This window comes from Rhizobium acidisoli, assembly GCF_002531755.2.
GTDB lineage: Bacteria > Pseudomonadota > Alphaproteobacteria > Rhizobiales > Rhizobiaceae > Rhizobium > Rhizobium acidisoli.
The window spans coordinates 779,089-797,541 of sequence record NZ_CP035002.1 but is presented as its reverse complement, the minus strand read 5'-3'; the positions used below and the strand labels follow the sequence as shown (position 1 = coordinate 797,541).

Annotated in this window: 17 protein-coding genes and 1 pseudogene; 4 read left to right on the top strand and 14 right to left on the bottom strand. The window is 57.5% G+C overall.

The genetic code is table 11. The features are described 5' to 3' along the window. Positions 1-157: 157 nt before the first annotated feature. Together CO657_RS36295 and CO657_RS36290 are read right to left on the bottom strand one after the other, a co-directional pair. Complete coding sequence (locus CO657_RS36295) at positions 158-2,902, bottom strand: EAL domain-containing protein (protein ID WP_054185843.1); 2,745 nt, start codon at positions 2,900-2,902, stop codon at positions 158-160. After that, positions 2,899-3,855, bottom strand: coding sequence for a FecR family protein (locus CO657_RS36290; protein WP_054185844.1), 957 nt, complete (start codon positions 3,853-3,855; stop codon positions 2,899-2,901). Before CO657_RS36290 ends, CO657_RS36295 begins: the two co-directional genes overlap by 4 nt. 1,632 nt (positions 3,856-5,487) lie before the next feature. Here CO657_RS36290 and CO657_RS36275 point away from each other — a divergent pair. Further along, positions 5,488-5,727: a BON domain-containing protein gene (locus CO657_RS36275; protein WP_054185845.1), complete on the top strand. Its 240-nt coding sequence runs from the start codon at positions 5,488-5,490 to the stop codon at positions 5,725-5,727. Between the two features lie 540 nt (positions 5,728-6,267). Here the strand turns inward: CO657_RS36275 and CO657_RS36265 are convergent. The 3 genes from CO657_RS36265 to CO657_RS36255 all read right to left on the bottom strand — a co-directional run bounded on the left by CO657_RS36265 (position 6,268) and on the right by CO657_RS36255 (position 8,045). After that, a complete protein-coding gene (locus tag CO657_RS36265; protein ID WP_128715659.1) occupies positions 6,268-7,149 on the bottom strand; it encodes a DUF1236 domain-containing protein in 882 nt (293 codons plus the stop codon). A 95-nt stretch (positions 7,150-7,244) separates the two neighbouring features. Beyond that, complete coding sequence (locus tag CO657_RS36260; protein ID WP_054186375.1) at positions 7,245-7,640, bottom strand: DUF1236 domain-containing protein; 396 nt, start codon at positions 7,638-7,640, stop codon at positions 7,245-7,247. A gap of 129 nt (positions 7,641-7,769) precedes the next feature. Next, the gene (locus CO657_RS36255) at positions 7,770-8,045 is read right to left on the bottom strand and encodes a BON domain-containing protein (protein ID WP_054186376.1); all 276 of its coding nucleotides are present in this window, start codon (positions 8,043-8,045) and stop codon (positions 7,770-7,772) included. Positions 8,046-8,379: 334 nt separating this feature from the next. Here CO657_RS36255 and CO657_RS36250 point away from each other — a divergent pair, with 334 nt between their 5' ends. Beyond that, positions 8,380-9,318, top strand: a complete 939-nt coding sequence (locus CO657_RS36250) for a sialate O-acetylesterase (protein ID WP_054186377.1) — start codon at positions 8,380-8,382, stop codon at positions 9,316-9,318. 264 nt (positions 9,319-9,582) lie between these two features. Here the strand turns inward: CO657_RS36250 and CO657_RS37875 are convergent. After that, a pseudogene (locus tag CO657_RS37875) lies at positions 9,583-10,930 on the bottom strand (IS3 family transposase). Positions 10,931-12,028: 1,098 nt separating this feature from the next. Between CO657_RS37875 and CO657_RS36230 the strand changes: the two are divergent. Next, positions 12,029-13,174 (top strand): glycosyltransferase family 2 protein, encoded by a 1,146-nt coding sequence (locus CO657_RS36230; protein ID WP_054185627.1) that lies wholly within the window; start codon positions 12,029-12,031, stop codon positions 13,172-13,174. A 50-nt stretch (positions 13,175-13,224) separates the two neighbouring features. On the opposite strand, the gene CO657_RS36225 is transcribed toward CO657_RS36230, so the two are convergent. The 8 genes from CO657_RS36225 to CO657_RS36195 form a co-directional block, all read right to left on the bottom strand. Beyond that, complete coding sequence (locus tag CO657_RS36225) at positions 13,225-13,554, bottom strand: DUF1236 domain-containing protein (protein ID WP_082366364.1); 330 nt, start codon at positions 13,552-13,554, stop codon at positions 13,225-13,227. A 280-nt stretch (positions 13,555-13,834) separates the two neighbouring features. Next, a complete protein-coding gene (locus tag CO657_RS37175; RefSeq protein WP_208766487.1) occupies positions 13,835-14,236 on the bottom strand; it encodes a type 2 periplasmic-binding domain-containing protein in 402 nt (133 codons plus the stop codon). Further along, positions 14,237-14,416, bottom strand: a complete 180-nt coding sequence (locus CO657_RS37050; protein WP_054185625.1) for a hypothetical protein — start codon at positions 14,414-14,416, stop codon at positions 14,237-14,239. A gap of 400 nt (positions 14,417-14,816) precedes the next feature. Beyond that, complete coding sequence (locus tag CO657_RS37045) at positions 14,817-14,954, bottom strand: hypothetical protein (protein WP_156339801.1); 138 nt, start codon at positions 14,952-14,954, stop codon at positions 14,817-14,819. A gap of 199 nt (positions 14,955-15,153) precedes the next feature. Then, positions 15,154-15,345, bottom strand: a complete 192-nt coding sequence (locus tag CO657_RS36210) for a hypothetical protein (RefSeq protein ID WP_128715657.1) — start codon at positions 15,343-15,345, stop codon at positions 15,154-15,156. A gap of 237 nt (positions 15,346-15,582) precedes the next feature. Further along, the gene (locus tag CO657_RS36205) at positions 15,583-15,789 is read right to left on the bottom strand and encodes a hypothetical protein (RefSeq protein WP_054185623.1); all 207 of its coding nucleotides are present in this window, start codon (positions 15,787-15,789) and stop codon (positions 15,583-15,585) included. Between the two features lies 1 nt (position 15,790). Further along, on the bottom strand, positions 15,791-15,991 hold the full coding sequence (locus CO657_RS36200; protein ID WP_054185622.1) for a hypothetical protein: 201 nt from the start codon (positions 15,989-15,991) through the stop codon (positions 15,791-15,793). A gap of 495 nt (positions 15,992-16,486) precedes the next feature. Further along, positions 16,487-16,723 (bottom strand): DUF2934 domain-containing protein, encoded by a 237-nt coding sequence (locus tag CO657_RS36195; RefSeq protein ID WP_054185621.1) that lies wholly within the window; start codon positions 16,721-16,723, stop codon positions 16,487-16,489. Positions 16,724-16,892: 169 nt separating this feature from the next. Here CO657_RS36195 and CO657_RS36190 point away from each other — a divergent pair, with 169 nt between their 5' ends. Further along, positions 16,893-18,416: an ISNCY family transposase gene (locus CO657_RS36190; protein WP_054185620.1), complete on the top strand. Its 1,524-nt coding sequence runs from the start codon at positions 16,893-16,895 to the stop codon at positions 18,414-18,416. Positions 18,417-18,453 lie beyond the last annotated feature (37 nt).

The following is an 18,453-nucleotide window of genomic DNA, read 5'->3' as shown; positions in this document are numbered from 1 at the left end:
CCTCTTCAAGTCAGATGCCTTCCCCGTGGAGTTTCATTGGAATTAGGTGGCGGACGACTGCCCGTGGGCAGCAAAGGTCAGAACGGGACGCCCGGAATGGCTCACCTAATCAGACTTTTTTCGCTCCACCTGTCTTTTTGAAGCAGCGTCGCGCTCGTCATGCCACGTGCATGGACAGGCCAAAATGTGCGATCATCTCAGAAGCAATCTGCGGCTTGCCGAAAAGATAGCCTTGCCCGGTTTGGCATTCAAGCTGTCGAAGCAATGCCTCCTCCGCCTCGCCTTCCACGCCTTCCGCGACGATCTCAAGGTTGAGACCGCGCGCCAGAAACACGATTGCTTTAACGATTTCCAGAACGCCTTGAGCTCCAGTCATTCTGCGGACGAATGATTGGTCGATCTTGAGTTTGTCGAGCGGGAGATCGGCAAGGTAGCTCATTGACGAGTAACCCGTTCCGAAATCGTCCAGCGCTAGTGAAACGCCCATCCCGCGAGCCGCCGCCATCTTTTCGACCGATCGGCCACTGTCGTTAAGGAAGACGGATTCGGTGAGCTCGATACAAAGCCTTGATGCAGGCAATCCGCTAGTCGACAGCGCGAGGCGAACGTCCGCCTCAACATCGGACCGGTCGAACTGAACAGGCGACATGTTCACCGAAACAGTACCGAACGGCCATCGCGAAGCCTCGGCGCAAGCTTCCGTCAAGACCCATCGGCCGATATTGCAGATCAATCCCGAAGATTCGGCGATCGGTATAAATTCTGCCGGCGAAATGACGCCAAGCTCCGGATGACGCCACCGCAACAACGCCTCAGCCCCAACGAACCGTCCGCTCGAAAGATCGACCTGCGGCTGATAGAGAAGGAAGAATTGTTGGTCGCGCAGCCCGGCACGGATATCAGTCTCGAGCCGTCGCAAGCGAGCCTGCCGAAGAGCGATCGCCGGATTATAGATCGACCAGGCCTCAGAAGTCTTTTTCGCGGTATCGAGGGCCGACTCGGCAGCGCCGAGAGCGGCTTCGGCGCGCAATGGTCCAGCCTGCACAAGACCCAGTCGAAGGGCGATAATCACAGACGTTTCGTCGATGACAACAGGCTCCTCAAAGAGGCTTAGAAGCCTATCTGCGCAAAGTGCGGGATCGTCCTCCTTCCCAGTGAGCAAAGCAAACAATGCCCCCTCGATCCGCCCAAGCAGGCCATCAGGAAAATTTGTTTCAAGTCGCGCTCCGACGGCCCTCAATAGGCTGTCACCGGCGTCTCGTCCAAGGACGGCACATATATCCGAAAAACGCTCGATCTCAAGAACCACAACGAGGCCAATGCGTCCTTCGAGACGTGCAAGGAACTCTCGACGGTTGAGAAGCCCAGTAAGGTCATCCTCCTCCGACATCCTCTTGAGTTTGGCTTGATACCTCTTTTGGACGGTGACATCGCGGATAATGATGCAGCCACAGAACGAATGTGCCGCCTTCGGATCGTGTCCCTCGACCGGTGAAAGAGTAATGCGGGCTTCATAGGCGATTTGGTCCTCGCCACCATACGTCACGAATTCCACGACATCGGTGTGAATACGGCCGGAATCGACATCAAAACGGGCCATAAGGCTGGCGACGGCCTCGGTCACCGACCGTTCCGGACTGGTCAGCAGATCAGCACCAGCGCCCAGTTTTAAGACCGCCTGAGCGGATATGCTGATTTCCGCAATCTTCATGTCGCTGGTGAAGGCCACGATACCGTCAGAGCTATCCGCAATGATGCGTCGCATCAGCCGCCTTGTATTGCGGGCATCGATGCCGGCAAATGTCGCCATCGTCTGGCCGAGATCGATACGTTCGTTGAAAGCGAGCACCCATGCGAGAGCGAGCAGCATCCAGTGGACACTTGTCCCGCTGACGACCGCAAAATCTTTCTGAAGACAGAAAGCCACTGCTTCACCGACCAATCCCGCCGCGGCCAGCAGAACCGACATTTTTGCCATACCCGCCCTTCGAGACGAGAAAATAGCGACGATCAGGATTGCGGCTATGAGAAGATCGAGCGGTCCCTGATCGTACTGTCGTAGACTACGGTTTTGAAGAAGGGTCTCGGCCGCAAGAACGTGGAGCAGCGGGCCCACAATCGAGCCCTCAAGAGGTACCGGAAATATGTCCTTTAGTTCTGCGGCCGAAGCCCCGACGACGATCGAACGACCCTCGAGTTGCTCGTCAGCCACCTTTCCGGAAAGAACATCGATCAAGGAGTAGGTCGGCACACTTTCCTGTCGGATCGAAAAATCGATCAACCGCCGCCCGGAGGTGTCAGGACTACCGCTGAGGGCTGCGGCGGCCGATTGGGTAGACCTTCCGTCGAACTCGTTGCCGAGATCGAATCCACGAATGATGCCATCAGCGTCCATGGGGACATTCGCGAAAACCGGCCAGGCATTCGCAAGCAAAGCAGCGATCGGCTTCGAAATTTCCGTTTCAGATGATCCTGCGGCAACTTTCTGACGAAAGATGGGTAGTAGGACGCCGCCACCGGCCTTCTCGAGCGCCGCTGCAAGAGCGCCGTCTTCGGCGGGGCTCGAGGGCGTCGAAAAGTCAATATCGAGAAAAATGTCGGCGGCGTTTGCAGCCGTCAGCTTCTCCAGAAGCTTCCCATATTGACTGCGCGGCCATGGCCAGATGCCGACAGCGTCGAGAGTACGCTTGTCTATGGCAATAAAGACGATCTTTCCGGAAGCATCGCGTGGCGCCCATTCAAAGCGCTTGGCAATGAGACCGTCATCCAATTGTGTGACGGCAGCGATTTTACTGGCAACCACCGGAAGCGCTAGCATCGCCGCAATCAGCAGGGCACGTAGAGCGATAGGGCCAGCTCCTCCAGAGGTAATTTGCCGGAGAGCCGAAGCCAAAGCCCTCACTTCTTGCCCTTGCCGTTTCCGTGGTTGCCGCCGTTGCCGTTTCCGTCGTTGCCCTTACCCTTGCCGCCTCCGTTGCCGTTATTACCGGTGTTGTCGCCACCGCCGTGGCTGCCGTGGTTGGAGTCGGCGGAACCGCCACCGTTTCCGCTGTTGCCGCCGCTGCCATGGCCGTTATTCCCACCGCCGTTGGCGTTGCCGCCACCATCGCCGCTACTGCCGGAATTTCCTTTGCCGCTGCTATTCCCGCCAGAGGCATTTTTGCTGGTCCTTCCGGCTCCTTGTGAGGATTTGCTGTTATCTGGTGCGGTTTCGGCCTGGCCTGCCAAGGTTGTCGCTCCAACAGCCTGAACGACGGCAACGGAGGCAGGAACGGACGAGATCGAAGGTTTTGCGATTGCGCCTGCGACGGTCATGCCGCTCCGCCGAGCCACTGAGGCGCTCTGGCGCGGGCCGACATTCGCCTGTTGGCCGCTCGCGAATGACGTAACCTGCACGAGGCCGCGATCGACGGCGACCGATGCCTTGGTTTTGCCAACTGTGACATGAAAGATCGTTCCCTTCACGACGGCTGCGAGGTAAGGCGTTTGAACCGTCGTGTGCGGCTGGCTCAGCTTCTCGATCTCAAGATCAAGTGCACCGACCTGCTGCACAATTTCCGTCTTCCGGGGGGTAAAAAAGCCACCCGGCTTCGTTGTAAAGGACGCCGTCGTATTGGGCTGCAATCCAATGGTCTCGACCCCGCGGACGAGCTGGGCCCGGCCACGAGGCCCAGTCGAGACCCAGGCGCCGTTCGGAACGACGTCACCTGTGCGCAAGTCTTTCCAGCTATTGCGGTCAGTGGTGAATTTTACCTGGCTCGTCGCCTTGAGAACTTCCCAGTCCCCGCTCGCAGCAAACACTGCACTCGGCATTAGAACGATGGCAAGAAGAAAAAGACGCAAAATTGCGAACATTGGACCACCCCATTTTCCGCTGATTAACGCACACGCCAATTAAGAAATCCTTTGAAAAGGAGTGCGTTGTTCGAGGACGATCGTCTGATGCACGCTTTAGTACGCAAATCCACGTCCGTTCCGAACGGTCGGAAGCGCGAAACGCAGTGCTGTGTGTTCGGGGCCATTCGTTGAAGAACTCCGCCACTTGTTTCGGGGTTTCCGGCTCTTCCACGAAGTGGGCATGCTGCTCCGGTTTGGCGACGAGTTCGCGGAACGGCCTAGCCCCCATTGGGCGCCCCCTCTGCCGTTGGCGTATTCGACAGCGGCGGAAGACGGAACACGTTACGAAGACGCCCTGGACCAGGCCCTACCAGATCACCTTGGACAGTTCGGAGAGGACATCGTTGCCATAGCTTTCGTCCTCGATTCTGAACTCCGCCTCACCGGAAATGAGATTGAAGTTAAAATAGACTTCAGCCTGGTCTTGCCCGGGGAAAATCTTGGTAGTGTGCCATTCTCCGGGACCGCCGCCGAAACCGCCTCCCGAGGAGCGGATGGTCGGTGGTCCGAGAAATGCTATATCGAATTCTAGCGTGTCCTGTTTGGCGTCTGAAGGGCGAGGACCGCTCCCTCCCAGGGCTTTGCCCAGGTCGGAAAGGAATCGCGTGAGTCGCGGCCCGACTGAGACATGGCGAACCTGCCATGCGACTCGCTCTGCAATTCGATTGCGAATTTCGTTTGGTCGTATTTATCGCCATACAATGCCATCAAGGCGAGGTCGTCGGCATCCGGTTCAACGGGTAGTCGAGTGATCTTGAAGGCAAGCGACCCCCGAGGCAGGCCGTCGGTAACCTGATCCTGTGCGTTTACGCTGCCCGACAAGTCTGCGCCCGCAAATACTATCAAGGCGGAGCGCCGAGTAATCATGTCATTCTGCTGGGAAAGAAGCTGTCGCCCCTGACCACGAAATACATGCACTTGAGAACGGGATGTGGTCGGTGATGGATCGCCAAACCGGGAGGCCATTCGCAGACCGTGATTGGTCGAGCGGACGGAGCGGGCTGGAAGCCCAAAGCCCTGGTTGACTTTCGCAACGGCATATTGGTGCCTCCCACAAAGGAACGGATTTCCTCGCGGCCCGCGAAGATACGGCGCGCCTGGGAACTGCTCTCTAGCAAGCGCCAGCCACGGTAACCCGTCCGCGTAGTCCTGACTATCCGGATAACCGAGTGGCAAATTGGCCGAAAGCGCGCCCCCTTCGGTGACCGCCTGGCACTGAGGCTTCTGGGTTATCACCCTGAATGGTATTCAGGCATGATTTCATAGATACAGCGCACTTCTACCGTGGTCTGTCGGCGTCCTGTCCCTTCACGTTGCAAGAATTTCAGTCGACCCAAACGCAGAATGCTTTCGGGAAAGGAAGGCTCAGAAGGAACCGATACATACTCCAACTGCGCCTTCCTTCCGTCGTCCATCAGGGGTTGGACGCCAAAACGCTATGCCAGTTGGTGAGCGCGTGTAAGCCTGGACTTAGGTCCGGTCAGACTTAGGGCAGCCTTACTGACCCCGATCCATCGCTAGGACCTAAGTCCCGGCTCTGAACCAAATTGAATTCCGGCTGTTTCCTTGGCATGACGAAGGAGGACTGCCATGACATTTGAGCCGGAAAGCCTCGCCCACGATCAGCTTGCGAGCGTGCAGGCGGCGGTGTCCATGGAACCAGAACTGGAAAGCTCGTCGATCTCTGTAACTATGGTCGGCAGAAGCGTCCTGCTGGAGGGCTATGTGGCGGACTACGGTGATCGGGAGAAAGCGACGGCTATCGCCGCGTTGATCGCAGGCCCGGAAAACGTGCACGACAGAATGCGAGACCGCAAAGAGATGGCATAACCTCTTCAGCTCAGGAGTCGGCGCTTTGCGATAAACAAGAATCCCAAACGGCACCAGGGCTGGGGCGAGTAAGACAGAGCATCGACAAGTCCACCAGCTCTACCCTGAAAAATGGGTTCGCATCCAGCGCTCCGACCTTGATAGAGCGTGGTTAGTGGGACGTCCGCTTCGGGCACTTCGCCGATCGCTGCCTTCCTATTCGTCACGGACTGCTGAAATTTCGCTTACCATTGCGACGGTCGTCGCTTTGGCTCCGGTCAGTCCTCCACCGACTTTGGTCACCGGGTCTCTTTTGTGTCTCAGTGATTAACTGCGTTGCGCATGCCGAGATGAGATCAAATGGCCTGCTGTACTTTCAGGAACCCAGACCCTTGCCGGTGTCCGTCGGCCTGATGACAGTGCCAGGGCCCCCACAATTGCGACCATGGCAATCAAGATGACGACGACGGGAAACGTCGCTCCGGATGGTTTATCTTCATGATAGATCATTTGATAGCTCCTGCGGCCCGGCGGCGTAACGACGCCGCCGGGAAACGCTTGCTAAGCCTCGATGATGTAGACGATCGTGAGCGCATTTGGATCGACGATGACGATCCGGCCGTCCGCAAGGATGAAGAAGCGGTAGCCTTCGTACTGAGGTACGATCTTAACAATGCGCGTCGGCAGCCGCTCAAGCCGGACCTTCTTCGGGATTTTCGTTCCGACGGAGACCGTGAAGTCTACTTCCTTCACTGGTGCAACATGGACCTCCTTCACCACCGTTCGAATTTCGGTCTGCTGTTCGACGGAGATGTTAACGTTGGTTTTTGTGTTTGAAGTCTGATTGTCAGTCGACGTGTTCTTGTTGGTTTCAGAAGAGCTTTTGTTGGTCCTCGACGAGTTCTGGTCGGTCGATTGCTTCGATGCATCACCGCTTTGCGTGGTGCTGGGGTTGCCGCTTCCCTCTGCAGGTTTGGCATTTTGCGTGCTGCTCTTCGAGCCTGAGGTGGCCGAGCCATTGCCCTCAGTGCCGCCGGACTTGGTGGTGGCCTTCTGTTCGGTGTTGGTGGTGCCACCACTGGCGTCCGTGCCACCGGACTTGGTTTCTGTCGACGATTTGCCGGACGCACTTCCGCTCGTCGAACTGTTGTCGGTCGATGGCTGCTTAGCGCTCTTTTGAGTGTCCGAACCTTGACCGGATTTCTGCTGCGACGACTGGTCCTTCTTTTGTGGACAAGCTCCCGACGCGTCTGGGGTGCAGTCGGTGCCCGTGCTCGTGGCGCTGGAGCCGGATTGTGATCCGGATTTCGCCTCCGGCTGAGAGCCGGATTGAGCCTGCCCGCTCTTCTGTGCGTCCTGCTGTGCTGCTGCCGGCAATGTTGAAAGCGGCGATACGCTCAGCGACAGCGCGGCGAGCATCATTGTGAGATGATTGCTTTTCATGATCAAACTCCGAATTTTAGGCGCACGATGGCGGCCGCATCTCCAGCGGTGCATGCGTACCTCATTGTTAGAAGGCGTTTAGAGCCGCCCATCTGTTACTGGATGACCTGGATGACCTTCCTGGTGGAAGGTTCGACGATCACGCGCTGATCGTTGACAATCGCGTATGAATACTTCGGATCATCGGGAATTGGCGTCACGACCACGGTCTCCGGCAGGGGCTGTCCCACGACCAGCTTTTCCTTCACCACGACACGCTCGCTGGGTGCGGGAGCCTGTTGAACATAGGTCACCACCTTCTGCGGCGGTGGATCAATGACGCTACCTGCTACGCCGCCGACTATGCCCCCGACAGCAGCACCGACCGGGCCGCCAACGATCGCACCTGTCGCGGCACCACCTGCCGCGCCTGTCACTGTCGACGACTGGGCAAAGGCAGATGTCGCTGCAAGCAGCATAGCTGCCGCGGTTATTACAACCTTCGTTTCCATTTACTTTTTCCTCCTTGAAGGTTCGTTCCGGTGCGGGACCAAACTGGTCAATGGAGGAAGTGTTCCGGAGTTGGGACTTCATGCCGGGGCTCACCCGGACCTTAGTCCTAGCCCAGTTGGACACGGCCGTTACTGCGTGGGGAAGCGGCTCAGCATCCGGTCCTGGACGTTCTCCGGTCCCACGATCATCGCAGCAAGCGAAATCGCTTTCTCGCGGTCCGCGCTGTTTGTTATGTAGCCTTCGAGCAGGACGACAGGGCCGAGCATTCTGATCTCGATGGCACTGCTGTCGATATCTGGGTCAGCGGAAAGGGCTGCTGATATTGTTGCGATGGTTGACGCCGAACTGTGGCATTCCGAACAGTGGTCGCCATGGTTCTGGTGGTTGTCGAAGCCGAATTTCATGTTCTCCTCCTCTTTCCGCCCCTCCACGTGCTTGGGTTACTCAATTCTAATATGAGCAATGATCCCCAGGTCGCCAGCCGGACTTAAGTCCTGCTTTCCCTCGGCATTATATGCCAATAAGCTAAAACATCGGGACGTTGAAAACCTGTCCCGATGCCATTCGGGCATATTCGAGCGAAGGCAGCGTGCTGAAAGCCAGTATTTTCGTCCCGTTTGCATGGAGCATTCCCTCGTCTTTCGCTCCCCCGTCCTGCGTGCCAAAAGCTGGCTCAATGAGCAGCCTTGATGGTCCAGTAGGCTCCATGTCATCGGATCATGATTAAAAGGTAACGACATGCGCAAAACGCTAGCGGTCGGCATGGCCGTCTTGTTCGCTATGTACTGTTTCGGCGGCATCAGCGCCAGACATGAGATCTTTCCTTGGCCGCAACTTTCCGCGCTGAAGAAAACGTTTGGCGCAGAGAAGGCGGCGGCTCCAAGCCGTTATACTTTCGACGACAAGGAACGCCTCATCGGGGATGAATCAAAGACGCCTGTGACCTGCCCGGTTCAAACTGATCGAACTTCTGTCCTACTCATTCTTGGCCAATCGAATGCGGCCAACGACGGTGGACAACGGCACCGGTCAAGTTATGGCGCTCGCGTTGTAAACGCCTTTGGCAAACGGTGCTTCATCGCCGCGTCGCCACTTCTTGGATCGACCGATACCAAGGGAGAGTACTGGACGCTTCTTGGCAACAAATTGATCGCATCGGGACAAAATGACAGCGTCATTCTCGCCCCCCTCGCCTATTCCGGATCTGAGGTCGCCCGATGGGCGGCAGGCGGTGACCTCAATCCTGTGCTGGTTGATACAATGAAACAGCTTCAGGCTTCCGGTTATCGGATAACCAGCGTCCTCTGGGTGCAAGGAGAGAAGGACCTCGTTATCGGCACCACTGCGGAGGCCTATCGGGAACGTTTCATGTCGATGGTTGACACGTTGCGTCAGCACGGCGTCGAGGCACCCGTTTACATTTCGATCGCATCGAAATGCCTCGAACCGAGCAACGGCGGCTTCAAGGAGCATATTCCAGACAATCCAATAGTACGGGCGCAGCTGGCCCTGTCAAAAAGCGGCCACGGTATCCGTGAGGGTGCAAATTCCGACGCATTGCTCGATGGAGACGACCGCTACGACGATTGCCATATCGGGGGCACAGGCGCTGAGAAAGTGTCGGAGGCCTGGCTGACCCTTCTGCGCGGCGATCGCCGCCTGGAAACCGCGCGATAGTCTTCGCTGAACCGGTCTCGCACCTTCGCAAGCTTTGCCTCGGGGTCGTCACCGTCGTGGTAGCCCACCACCGCGAAGCACCAGCGCCCACTCCGGAGTGTGACGGTGGGCCGCACAGGGTACTCATGTGCATGGCTGTGATTATTACACAACTCCCGCACGGCCCGCGATCCTTACGATCTTCGCGGCCCCTTGTTCCCAGCGGCGAAATTTTCTGATCAAAAAAAGCCCCGCGGTTGAACTGACCCCATAAAGTTGGACGGTTCATAGGCTGGGATGATTTGAGGGCTGGGTCCTGTATTTCACAGGGCTCAGCCCTTTGAGTTTCATCCTGATGCGATCGTTGTTGTAGTAGCGGATGTATTCGTCGATTCCGTCTCGCAGATTGTCGATGCTGTCGAACTGATTGGGATGGAAGAACTCGGACTTGAGCGTGGCAAAGAAGCTCTCCATGGCGGCATTGTCGATGCAGTTGCCCTTGCGTGACATGCTTTGGGCGACATTGCTTTGTTGGAGCATACGGCTCCACTCTGGCATCTGATATTGCCATCCCTGATCGGAATGCAGGATCGGCCTGTCATCGTCATCGAGCTTGGTCAATGCCTTGTTGAGCATGTCCCTGACCAGCTTGAAGATCGGCCGCCTCGCCATCTCATACGCGATGATCTCGCCATTGTGGAGGTCCATGACCGGCGACAGGAAGAGCTTCTCGCCGGCGACATTGAACTCGGTGACATCGGTTGCCCACTTCTGGTTCATGCGCCTAGCAGCGAACTGCCGTTGGATGAGATCTGGCGCGACGTGCCCGGCCTGGCCCTTGTAAGAGCGGTACTTCTTCGGCCGAACCAGGGACTTCAGCCTCATCTCGACCATCAGCCGCTGGACCGTCTTGTGGTTGACCGCCTCTCCGCGGCCACGGATCGCCGCCGTCACCCGACGATAGCCGTAGCGTCCCTTGTGTTCATCGAAGATCGATCGGATCGTCACCTTCAGGGCCGCATGTCGGTCGCCGGAGGAGAGCACTTCTGCTGATAATAGAACGTGCTACGCGCCAGGCCCGAAAGCGCCAGCAGCCCGTCGAGCGGATGCTGCGGCCTTAACGCCTGGACGGCTTGCGTCCGTTCGGCGCGTGACGCGCCTGCGTTAAGGCCTCCAGTTTTTTTAGGTAGGCGTTCTCCATGCGCAGATAGGCCAGTTCCGCCAGCAATTCCTCGCGGCTCTTGGCAGCGTCATCCTGCGCTCCATCCGTGCTGGTGTCCGTGGTAGGGGGCTCGGGCATCGATCGCGGTTTGCCTCTCCGGCGCGGGGCAAGGGCCTCAAGCCCACCGCGCTCATATTGCCTCTCCCAGACTGAGAGGCTACCGGCGTTGCGAATGTCGAAAAGCGCGGCCGCCTGTCGACGGGACAGAGGTGCGGTTGATACTGACTTCCGTGTCCGAACACGGCCCGGCGTATCAGACACTTGGGCCTCTCTTCTTTGCCCCAAGCGGACATTCGGGTCGAAGCCCCAAATCATTTTATCGCATACCCGGTGGGCCAGCGAACCGAACTCGCCGCGCATTCCGATGGTGGCATCGCTGCCTAAAAACTCTTTCCACTCGTTTGCGGCCATTGCCCCCTGTTGTCGCTCAACGCCTTAGCGAGCTTTGCTGTCATCTGACGGCCGCCGAAGGACGAACCATGCGCCTGCTCATTATCGAAGACCAACCGGGAGTCGCTCTGGTGATTGAGGACGTCGCGATCGACGCCGGATTCGAAATCACGGGCATCGCGGGGAACATGTCTGGAGTTCCGCTCCGAAGCAGACGTCGCGATCATCGACGTCCGGGCTTGGCGATGGAATCACCGGGCCTTCCATTGCCCCCGCCCTCTTTTCCGGATTCGGACTTGGGGTGGTGTATTGTGAAACCCGGTCTTAACGAGAACCCGGAGGGCCGAGCTGTCGTCACCAAACCGGCGAGCCCCGAAAGAATAGTGGACGCGTTGTCCATGGCGGCGAAGAACGCTCGGCCAAGAACGCATCGCGTCGCGCGCGGGCCCACCTTCCACTGAAAGCTTGAGGTGCTGTTGATCCTCCGACCGAACTCGTTGCCCAACACGAGTGACCGCGCCGACATCAAACTCATCATTGGGCTGAATGGGAGATCGTGCCTGCCATTAATGCAGCTCGCCTGACAAAGTCCCGTTGCTCGCCCTCTAAGGCGATCCCAGATTGGGCGGCGAGGACAGCGTGGGATCGGACCAGCGCCTACCTTTCCCTTCTTCTGGCAGGTCGATCCAGATCAATGTCGTAGCTCTGTGCAGGAATCCGGCCTCCGCGACCTGGTTCGCGACAAGCTGGTTGCCCAACTCGACGCCGACAGTCTCCACCCCACCGCAAGCGGTCCACGTGTAGGACCTGTGTCTCAAGCGTCTCCGACTAAGGTCCGAGATTCGGATGCCTAACTGAGAGGCCCGAACGCTTGCAGTTTTTCACCAAAGTGCGGCTGACATATCTACCTTCTTCTCCCAAAGTAGAGGGTCTACGTCAGACCAAAGTCCGTTTTGCGCCCACAGAACAAAGTTAAAGGTGTTGAAGGCGATCTTCTAACAATGGCGACGGCTGGCATCTTCCCGCTCTGAAGTGGATGTACGAAAACCGCAGATATCGAAAATGCGGTCCTTTATCCCTACGAAAGTAAGCTATGGTTGACGTGGCGAGAGATCTGCAATGCTTTCAACTACAGGTGAAAATCGAAGAGACAATTTTGAATCTGCCCAGGGTTTGGTTTCAGTAGTCGTCCCGGCCTTCAATTCTTCTGCCTATATTGAGCGAACGCTTTCGTCCGCTATGCGCCAGACCTACGCCGTCCTGGAGATTATTGTTGTCAACGACGGTTGCACGGACGACACTGCAAAACTCGTCGAGCAGATAGCGATGTCGGACTCGCGGATCCGCCTCTTGTCCACATCTAACCGCGGTGTCGCGGCTGCAAGGAATACTGGGATCGAGGCATCATCGGGCCAATTTGTGGCGTTCCTTGACGCCGACGATCTCTGGCACCGGACGAAAATCGAAAAGCAGCTGAATGCTCTCAATAGGTTGTCGTCCCGGTGGGCTGCAGTCTACGCTCTGCATCACATCATCGATGAGGACGACGAGATCATTCAGCCCGGCAGCTCCGATGTCGCAAGAGGATATATCTATGCCCGGCATCTGACTTTTAAGTATGTAGGCAATGGAAGCGCGCTTCTCCTCCGACGGGACGTCGCGCTTGAGATCGGTGGGTTTGATAGCTCATATGCAGCAGCTGGTATTGGAGGCTGCGAAGATCTCGATTTCGAGCTCAAGCTCGCCGCGCGCTACTTCATCGAAGTCGTTCCCGAAGCGCTGGTGGGATACCGAAAGCACCCCGGCAGTATGTCGTCCAATCATCTGCAAATGGGCAAAAGTGCGTTGGAGGTCGTTCGGCGTTCGCTAACTGCAAATCCCCAGCTCCCTCAATACGCGGTCCGAAGTGCAATGGATGCCACTCATAAATATGCGTTTTGGGAATTCCGACAGAGTCAAAGAACTTACTATTCACTCGTGGCGATGCGGTCAATTTTCCGGACCGACCCGATTTTCGTGCTTCTGCTTGCCCTCCAGAAGAGTCTGCGCGCAATACGACACTGCCTTCGTCTCGGGATGACCACGGCAAAAGGTGAAGATCAACCGCGAATGATGAGGTCGAAATTCGACGGGCAACTTGCTCCTTCGTGTCTGGAATGCGCGATAGAGACCCCGCGGTTACGGCGTCACCTGATGCAGCTGGCTGCGGTGGATGCCAAATTGAATTCAGCGCTTGCGGGCCGAGCGAATGCGGAGGAAGATTGAATGATAGAAAAATCGCGGACCTTAGACGAAGGCCCGCGATGCTTTCAAACTTATTTGATGACCTCAATCACGGTGCGGGTCTTCGGATTGACGAGCACACGTTTTTTGTTGACGACCACATAACCGTAATCAGGTTGATCGGGGATTGTGTTGATTTCGACCGTGTCTGGAAGCGCCGTACCGACAGCGACGTCACCTTCAAAGGTGACGGATGGCGTGTCCTGTTTTTCGACATAGGTCTTGACCTCGCCAGGGACGACGACCGTCGTCGTCTGCGCGACCGCCGCTCCTCCGAGGAGTGAGAGACACAGCGATACCGCAGAGATGAGCAGTGTTTTCCAGGATCTTGAGTGTCCTGGTAAACTCAACCGATAAGACATGGTTCCTCGCTGAACGGAAACCATGCCGGCAGGCTGGATAGGCGACGTTAGCGTTCTCTCTTGTGCATGCCGCATTGGCAGGAATCCCCAGCCCCGGAAATGGGACAGCATCCAGATAGTCAGCGGAGGCAGTAGCCTTTTCCGCCCTGTGGACATGCTTTGTATCTTGGGGATCTCCGCTCCAACGTCCGGGTGGAACCACAGGGGGAGGCAGCGGCAACGACGATACGGTTCACCTCGACAGGGCTTTGTCCGTCCCCCATCACGGCTGCCAAAGCGTTCAATCTGTCCTGGGTATTGCCCTGCTGCCTCTGCTTGGTCGGGAGAACAAATCTGGTCCTAATCGCCGTAGATCGTCAAATGCCGCGGAAGATCTACCCGGTAACCTCGCGTAGCCAGCACTGCTGGGATGGACATCGTTGCGCCGGTGCCATGACATGTGGAACTTTAATGTACCGAGTTCCAGCGGCGGCTCCGGAATGCGAAGCTGTCCGGAACGTCCGGACGCATCGACGACGCCGTTCATCAGCGTTGCGATCAGATCCGACGACGCGATGAGAGGCGGCGCGGTGTACATGTGCGGCAATGTCAGGGCGAGACGCCCGCGTAACCCCATCTTCCCGAGCGCGGCATCCACCAGCCCGAAACGCTCATTTTCTGGCGAAACCAGCAGGTGCGACATCTAGAAAAACGAGTCCAGCGTGAGTGGCGTGTCGGCTTCCGGGTGGTTCCGGCGGAGGATGCAGACGAAGCTTTCCTCGACGAGCCGAAGATGCGTCCGGTCGAGGTGTGCGAGGACGGCCACCTGCATCGCCGAGGCGGTCGGCGGCGCGGGCCTGGAGAAAGTCGTGGTGGAGTCCACCTATGACCTCCTGCGCTTGATCGAGAAGCTTGATGCGGATGCGCCTGAGCGTCACGTGGCGGTTCTTATTCCTGAAACGGTTAAGGAGGCGGTGGTCACAGACGATACTTCACATGAACCGAGCCGGCCATCTTAGAAAGCAGCTTCTTAAGTTTGGCGGTCTCAGGCTCACTGTTGTGACCGTGCCGTGGCGGCTGTCGAGGGAAGAGGGGTGATGACGTGGCACAGGCCAACAACCGCCTAGGCGGCGAATACCCGTACCGATCTACATTGAGCTCGCCATCGACCTTCCGATCGTCGGGCTGTACATGCTCGGCGTCTTCGCCTGATACAAGTAAGAGGGTTCAGTCCCTCTCCCGGTCGGGCTGCCGGTCCAGCCAACGGACCGGTGGCAACACGATCAGCCGTGCGTCAAGATCGGGACGAAGAAAACGAGCGACAGGATGCCCCACAACCGGTCGCCGTCTTGAAGGCTCCCGTGATTGAGGCCGTAGCCGAGATTATCCCAAACCCGGCCTCGCCCGAGTGGCGTGATCATGGTCGCCTTCAGTTTGCTGAGCTTCCGCTTAAGGATGACGCGTTCGCGTCCGAGAGTCGAGATGCCGTTCTTGCTGCCAATCGCTTATAGGAAGCGGTGGCGTCCCATACTAATCATCGTCGGCTCTCCTCAGCCGGAATATCTTTACGAAGCTTGCTTTCTGACAACGCCGCTGAGACATCCACACGCGCAGGCGAGTTCAATGGCCCTTCATTTGCCCCTTTTCTCTGCGAACGAGTGTTACACTGGACGTCGCGCGCCCCTTTGATATCACGGCTTCTCCTTGAGCGCCCTCTCGGCTCAGGTCGACCTTCTCTAGATCTAATTGCGGTTCAGTTTTGCCAGATAAAATCGACGGTATTGGAAACGTCTTTTTCGTGTCTTTCGGCATGTTCGCTCTCCTGGGGCAACAAAACTTGCTGACGGCCCCAAAGTTCCCGCTGGAGACGCGTGGCTAGGATTGCGGTGCGCCAACAATTTTCCGTCGGTTATCACCAGAATGTCCTTTGAGCAGATGTCCACCATTTCGCGTCACCTGCCCGTCGCGATCCTTCCCTGTTTGCGTACTCGCTAATCAGTTCGAGTGGGATCTCGATTCATGTATTGTCATTCGCTTGGCGAGCTCCATCTATCGCATCCGGCCTTCGTTCATGTCGCCCGGATCATAGTTCGGATCCCACTCCTTGACCGGCTTCTTTCCTGGCGGCGTCTTGTGTTCCGTCGCATCTTCCGAGCCAGTGATAACGGTCGGCTTGGCGCTACTCACGCCCGTGGCTTTTCGGTTGGCAACCGATTTGGCAAATTGACCTTTGGCATCCTTTTCGACGTCGGTCATCTCACTCGCCCTTCTGCTTCAGCCCGTCGGAGATTTTTTTAACCTCAGGATCGGCATTGGTCTCTCCGTTAGCGTCTTCGACGCGATCAGGATCGTCCTTTGCGGGCAGATATCCTGGCGGCGTGTTTTCCTGTGGGCCTTCCCACCGCGGAGATTGGTCCGTGGTGCCGGGGGCACCATCCTTCGGCTTGTTCATTCCCATGATTATTGCTCCTTCTGGCAACTGGCAATCTAACCCTCCCAGCGACAGGATGTTCCAATGCCAACAATCGCGATGAATCGTGCCTGGAAATTTCGGCCGCCGAAGAGGTTCATGGTCACGTTAACGAGGGAGACTTGATGAACCGTCGCTCCCTTCTGACATCCGCTTTCGCCACCCAGTCCGGCATGCCCTTCCGTTGGTTCCGACCATGGCGCGGATGGCCATCAAGACAAAGATATGCGGATATGAACATCGTCCACGGCTGCCCCGGTCTGCATTGACACGGCAAACATCACATGATTCCAGCGAGCTGTGAAAACAGAATAAGTAGTTCTAAGAGAACCCGTCGCCGTCGCACCGAGGCGCTTCACAGAACCGTCCGCCTTGGTCCAACGCAGGGCAGCTACGAGCAAGGCAGACTGACGTGGGCGTCGTTCGACTTCGTCCAAGAGGTCATCGCAGGGGGCATCATGCTCGGACCGCCGGGGCTGGGATTCAGCCGACCTTATCGATGCGTTGACCCAGTTGGCGCGGAATTTTCGGGCGCTGCGGCTTCAGGCGGAACTTCACCAGCACCTCGCAGCCATCAACGGAGGCCTGTGTGCGTTCAAGCGCGTTGCGTTCGGCAACCGCTTGACGCCAGTGATCGTCATCACGACCGTGCGGGCGGCCCTGTTCTTCCCAGATCGCGTAAGCTCTTTTGCTGATCCAGTGGTGACGTTGATCGCTCATCAGTCTATTCCATGAATTTAAGTTTTTTAGTCGGCGATTTTGTCTTGACGAAGCGGTAGGCGTCGCTTGGCGGCCATCAGCAGGCGCATTGCCTCGCCTGAACTGCTCCCTGAGAATGGGTTATTGCCTCATCTAAATTGCTCCCGACGAATCAACCTCGGGAGCTGTGATGAGGAAGGTAAGCATGGCGACACGTGCGGAATTGGTGGCGGCGATCAGTTGTCGCTATGTGTTAGGCGGGCGGGCCGAGAAGGCGAGGATGTTAGACGAGTTCGTGGCGCTCACGGGCTTTCATCGCAAGCATGCGATGCGACTGCTGCGAGGAGAACGCGAACCGGCGAAGGGTGGTCCTCGGCCAGGGCGCCGGGTTTACGGCGATGACGTGCGGGCAGCGCTCGTCGTTGTTTGGGAGGCGTCGGATCGAATTTGCGGCAAGCGACTACACCCCCTGTTGCCAACACTGATCGAAGCGATGGAACGTCATGGACACGGCGATATGAACAGCGAGACGCGCCGGCAACTCTTGACGATGAGCCCAGCGACGATCGATCGGGTCCTCAAGGAGATTAAAGCAAGTGCCACGGGTCCGCGGCGCCGGAAAGGATCAACAGCGATTCGGCGTAGTGTTCCCGTTCGAACCTTCTCGGATTGGGATGACCCCGCACCCGGCTTTGTCGAGGCTGATCTCGTTTCTCATTCCGGCCCCTACGCGAGGGGTGCCTTTTCGCAAACGCTGGTGTTGACCGATATAGCCACGGGCTGGACGGAATGCGCGCCGCTGCTGGTTCGCGAGCAAACGGTACTGATCACTGCGTTGGCCGAACTGCGCAAGTTGCTGCCGTTCCCGCTGCTGGGCTTCGACACCGACAACGACAGTGTGTTCATGAACGAGAGCGTTCATGAGTATTGCTTGCGCGATAATATCGAACTCACCCGTTGCCGCCCCTACCGAAAGAACGACCAGGCATTTGTCGAGCAGAAGAATGGCGCGATCGTGCGCAAGATCGTTGGTTACCGACGCTTCGAGGGGCTCCGAGCCACACGGGAGCTGGCCAAGCTTTATTCCTCAATGCGGTTGTTCGTGAATTTCTTTCAGCCATCATTCAAGCTGAAAGAAAAGCACCGTGACGGAGCCAAGGTGATCAAGCGCTATCATCGTCCCGCCACGCCCTATCAGCGGCTGCTTGACGACGCACGCACGCCGGAGGATACATGCCTTCGGCTCAAGGCGATGTACCTGACGCTCGATCCGGTTCGGCTGCTCCGCGACATACGCCTGGCACAAGAGAGATTGGTCGAAATTGCTGACAAGCCTGATGGTTCGCCTGCCACCGACGGCGAGGCATTACCGCTCGAAGACTTTCTGTCTGGCTTACGGATTGCTTGGCGTGGTGGTGAAGTGAAACCGACTGCCCGCTCCAAGCCAGCGGCCAAGCGAGAGCGGCGGAGGCCCGATCCTCTACTCGCCGTCACTGCCGAACTCGAGGAATGGTTTGAGGCGGAGCCTTGGCGAACTTCGCGAGAGTTGCTTGAACGCTTGCAGGTCAAATACCCCGGCGTGTATCCCGACGGCCTCATTCGGACCGTGCAGCGTCGAATGAAGATCTGGCGCAGTACACAGGCCAATGCACTGGTGTTCGGGCCATTCGCCGATGCCGCGCGGCAGACGCAAATCGTAGAGGTCGTGCAGTGAGGCTCTCACCGCCAGGTTGGCCTTCGACAATCCGCGG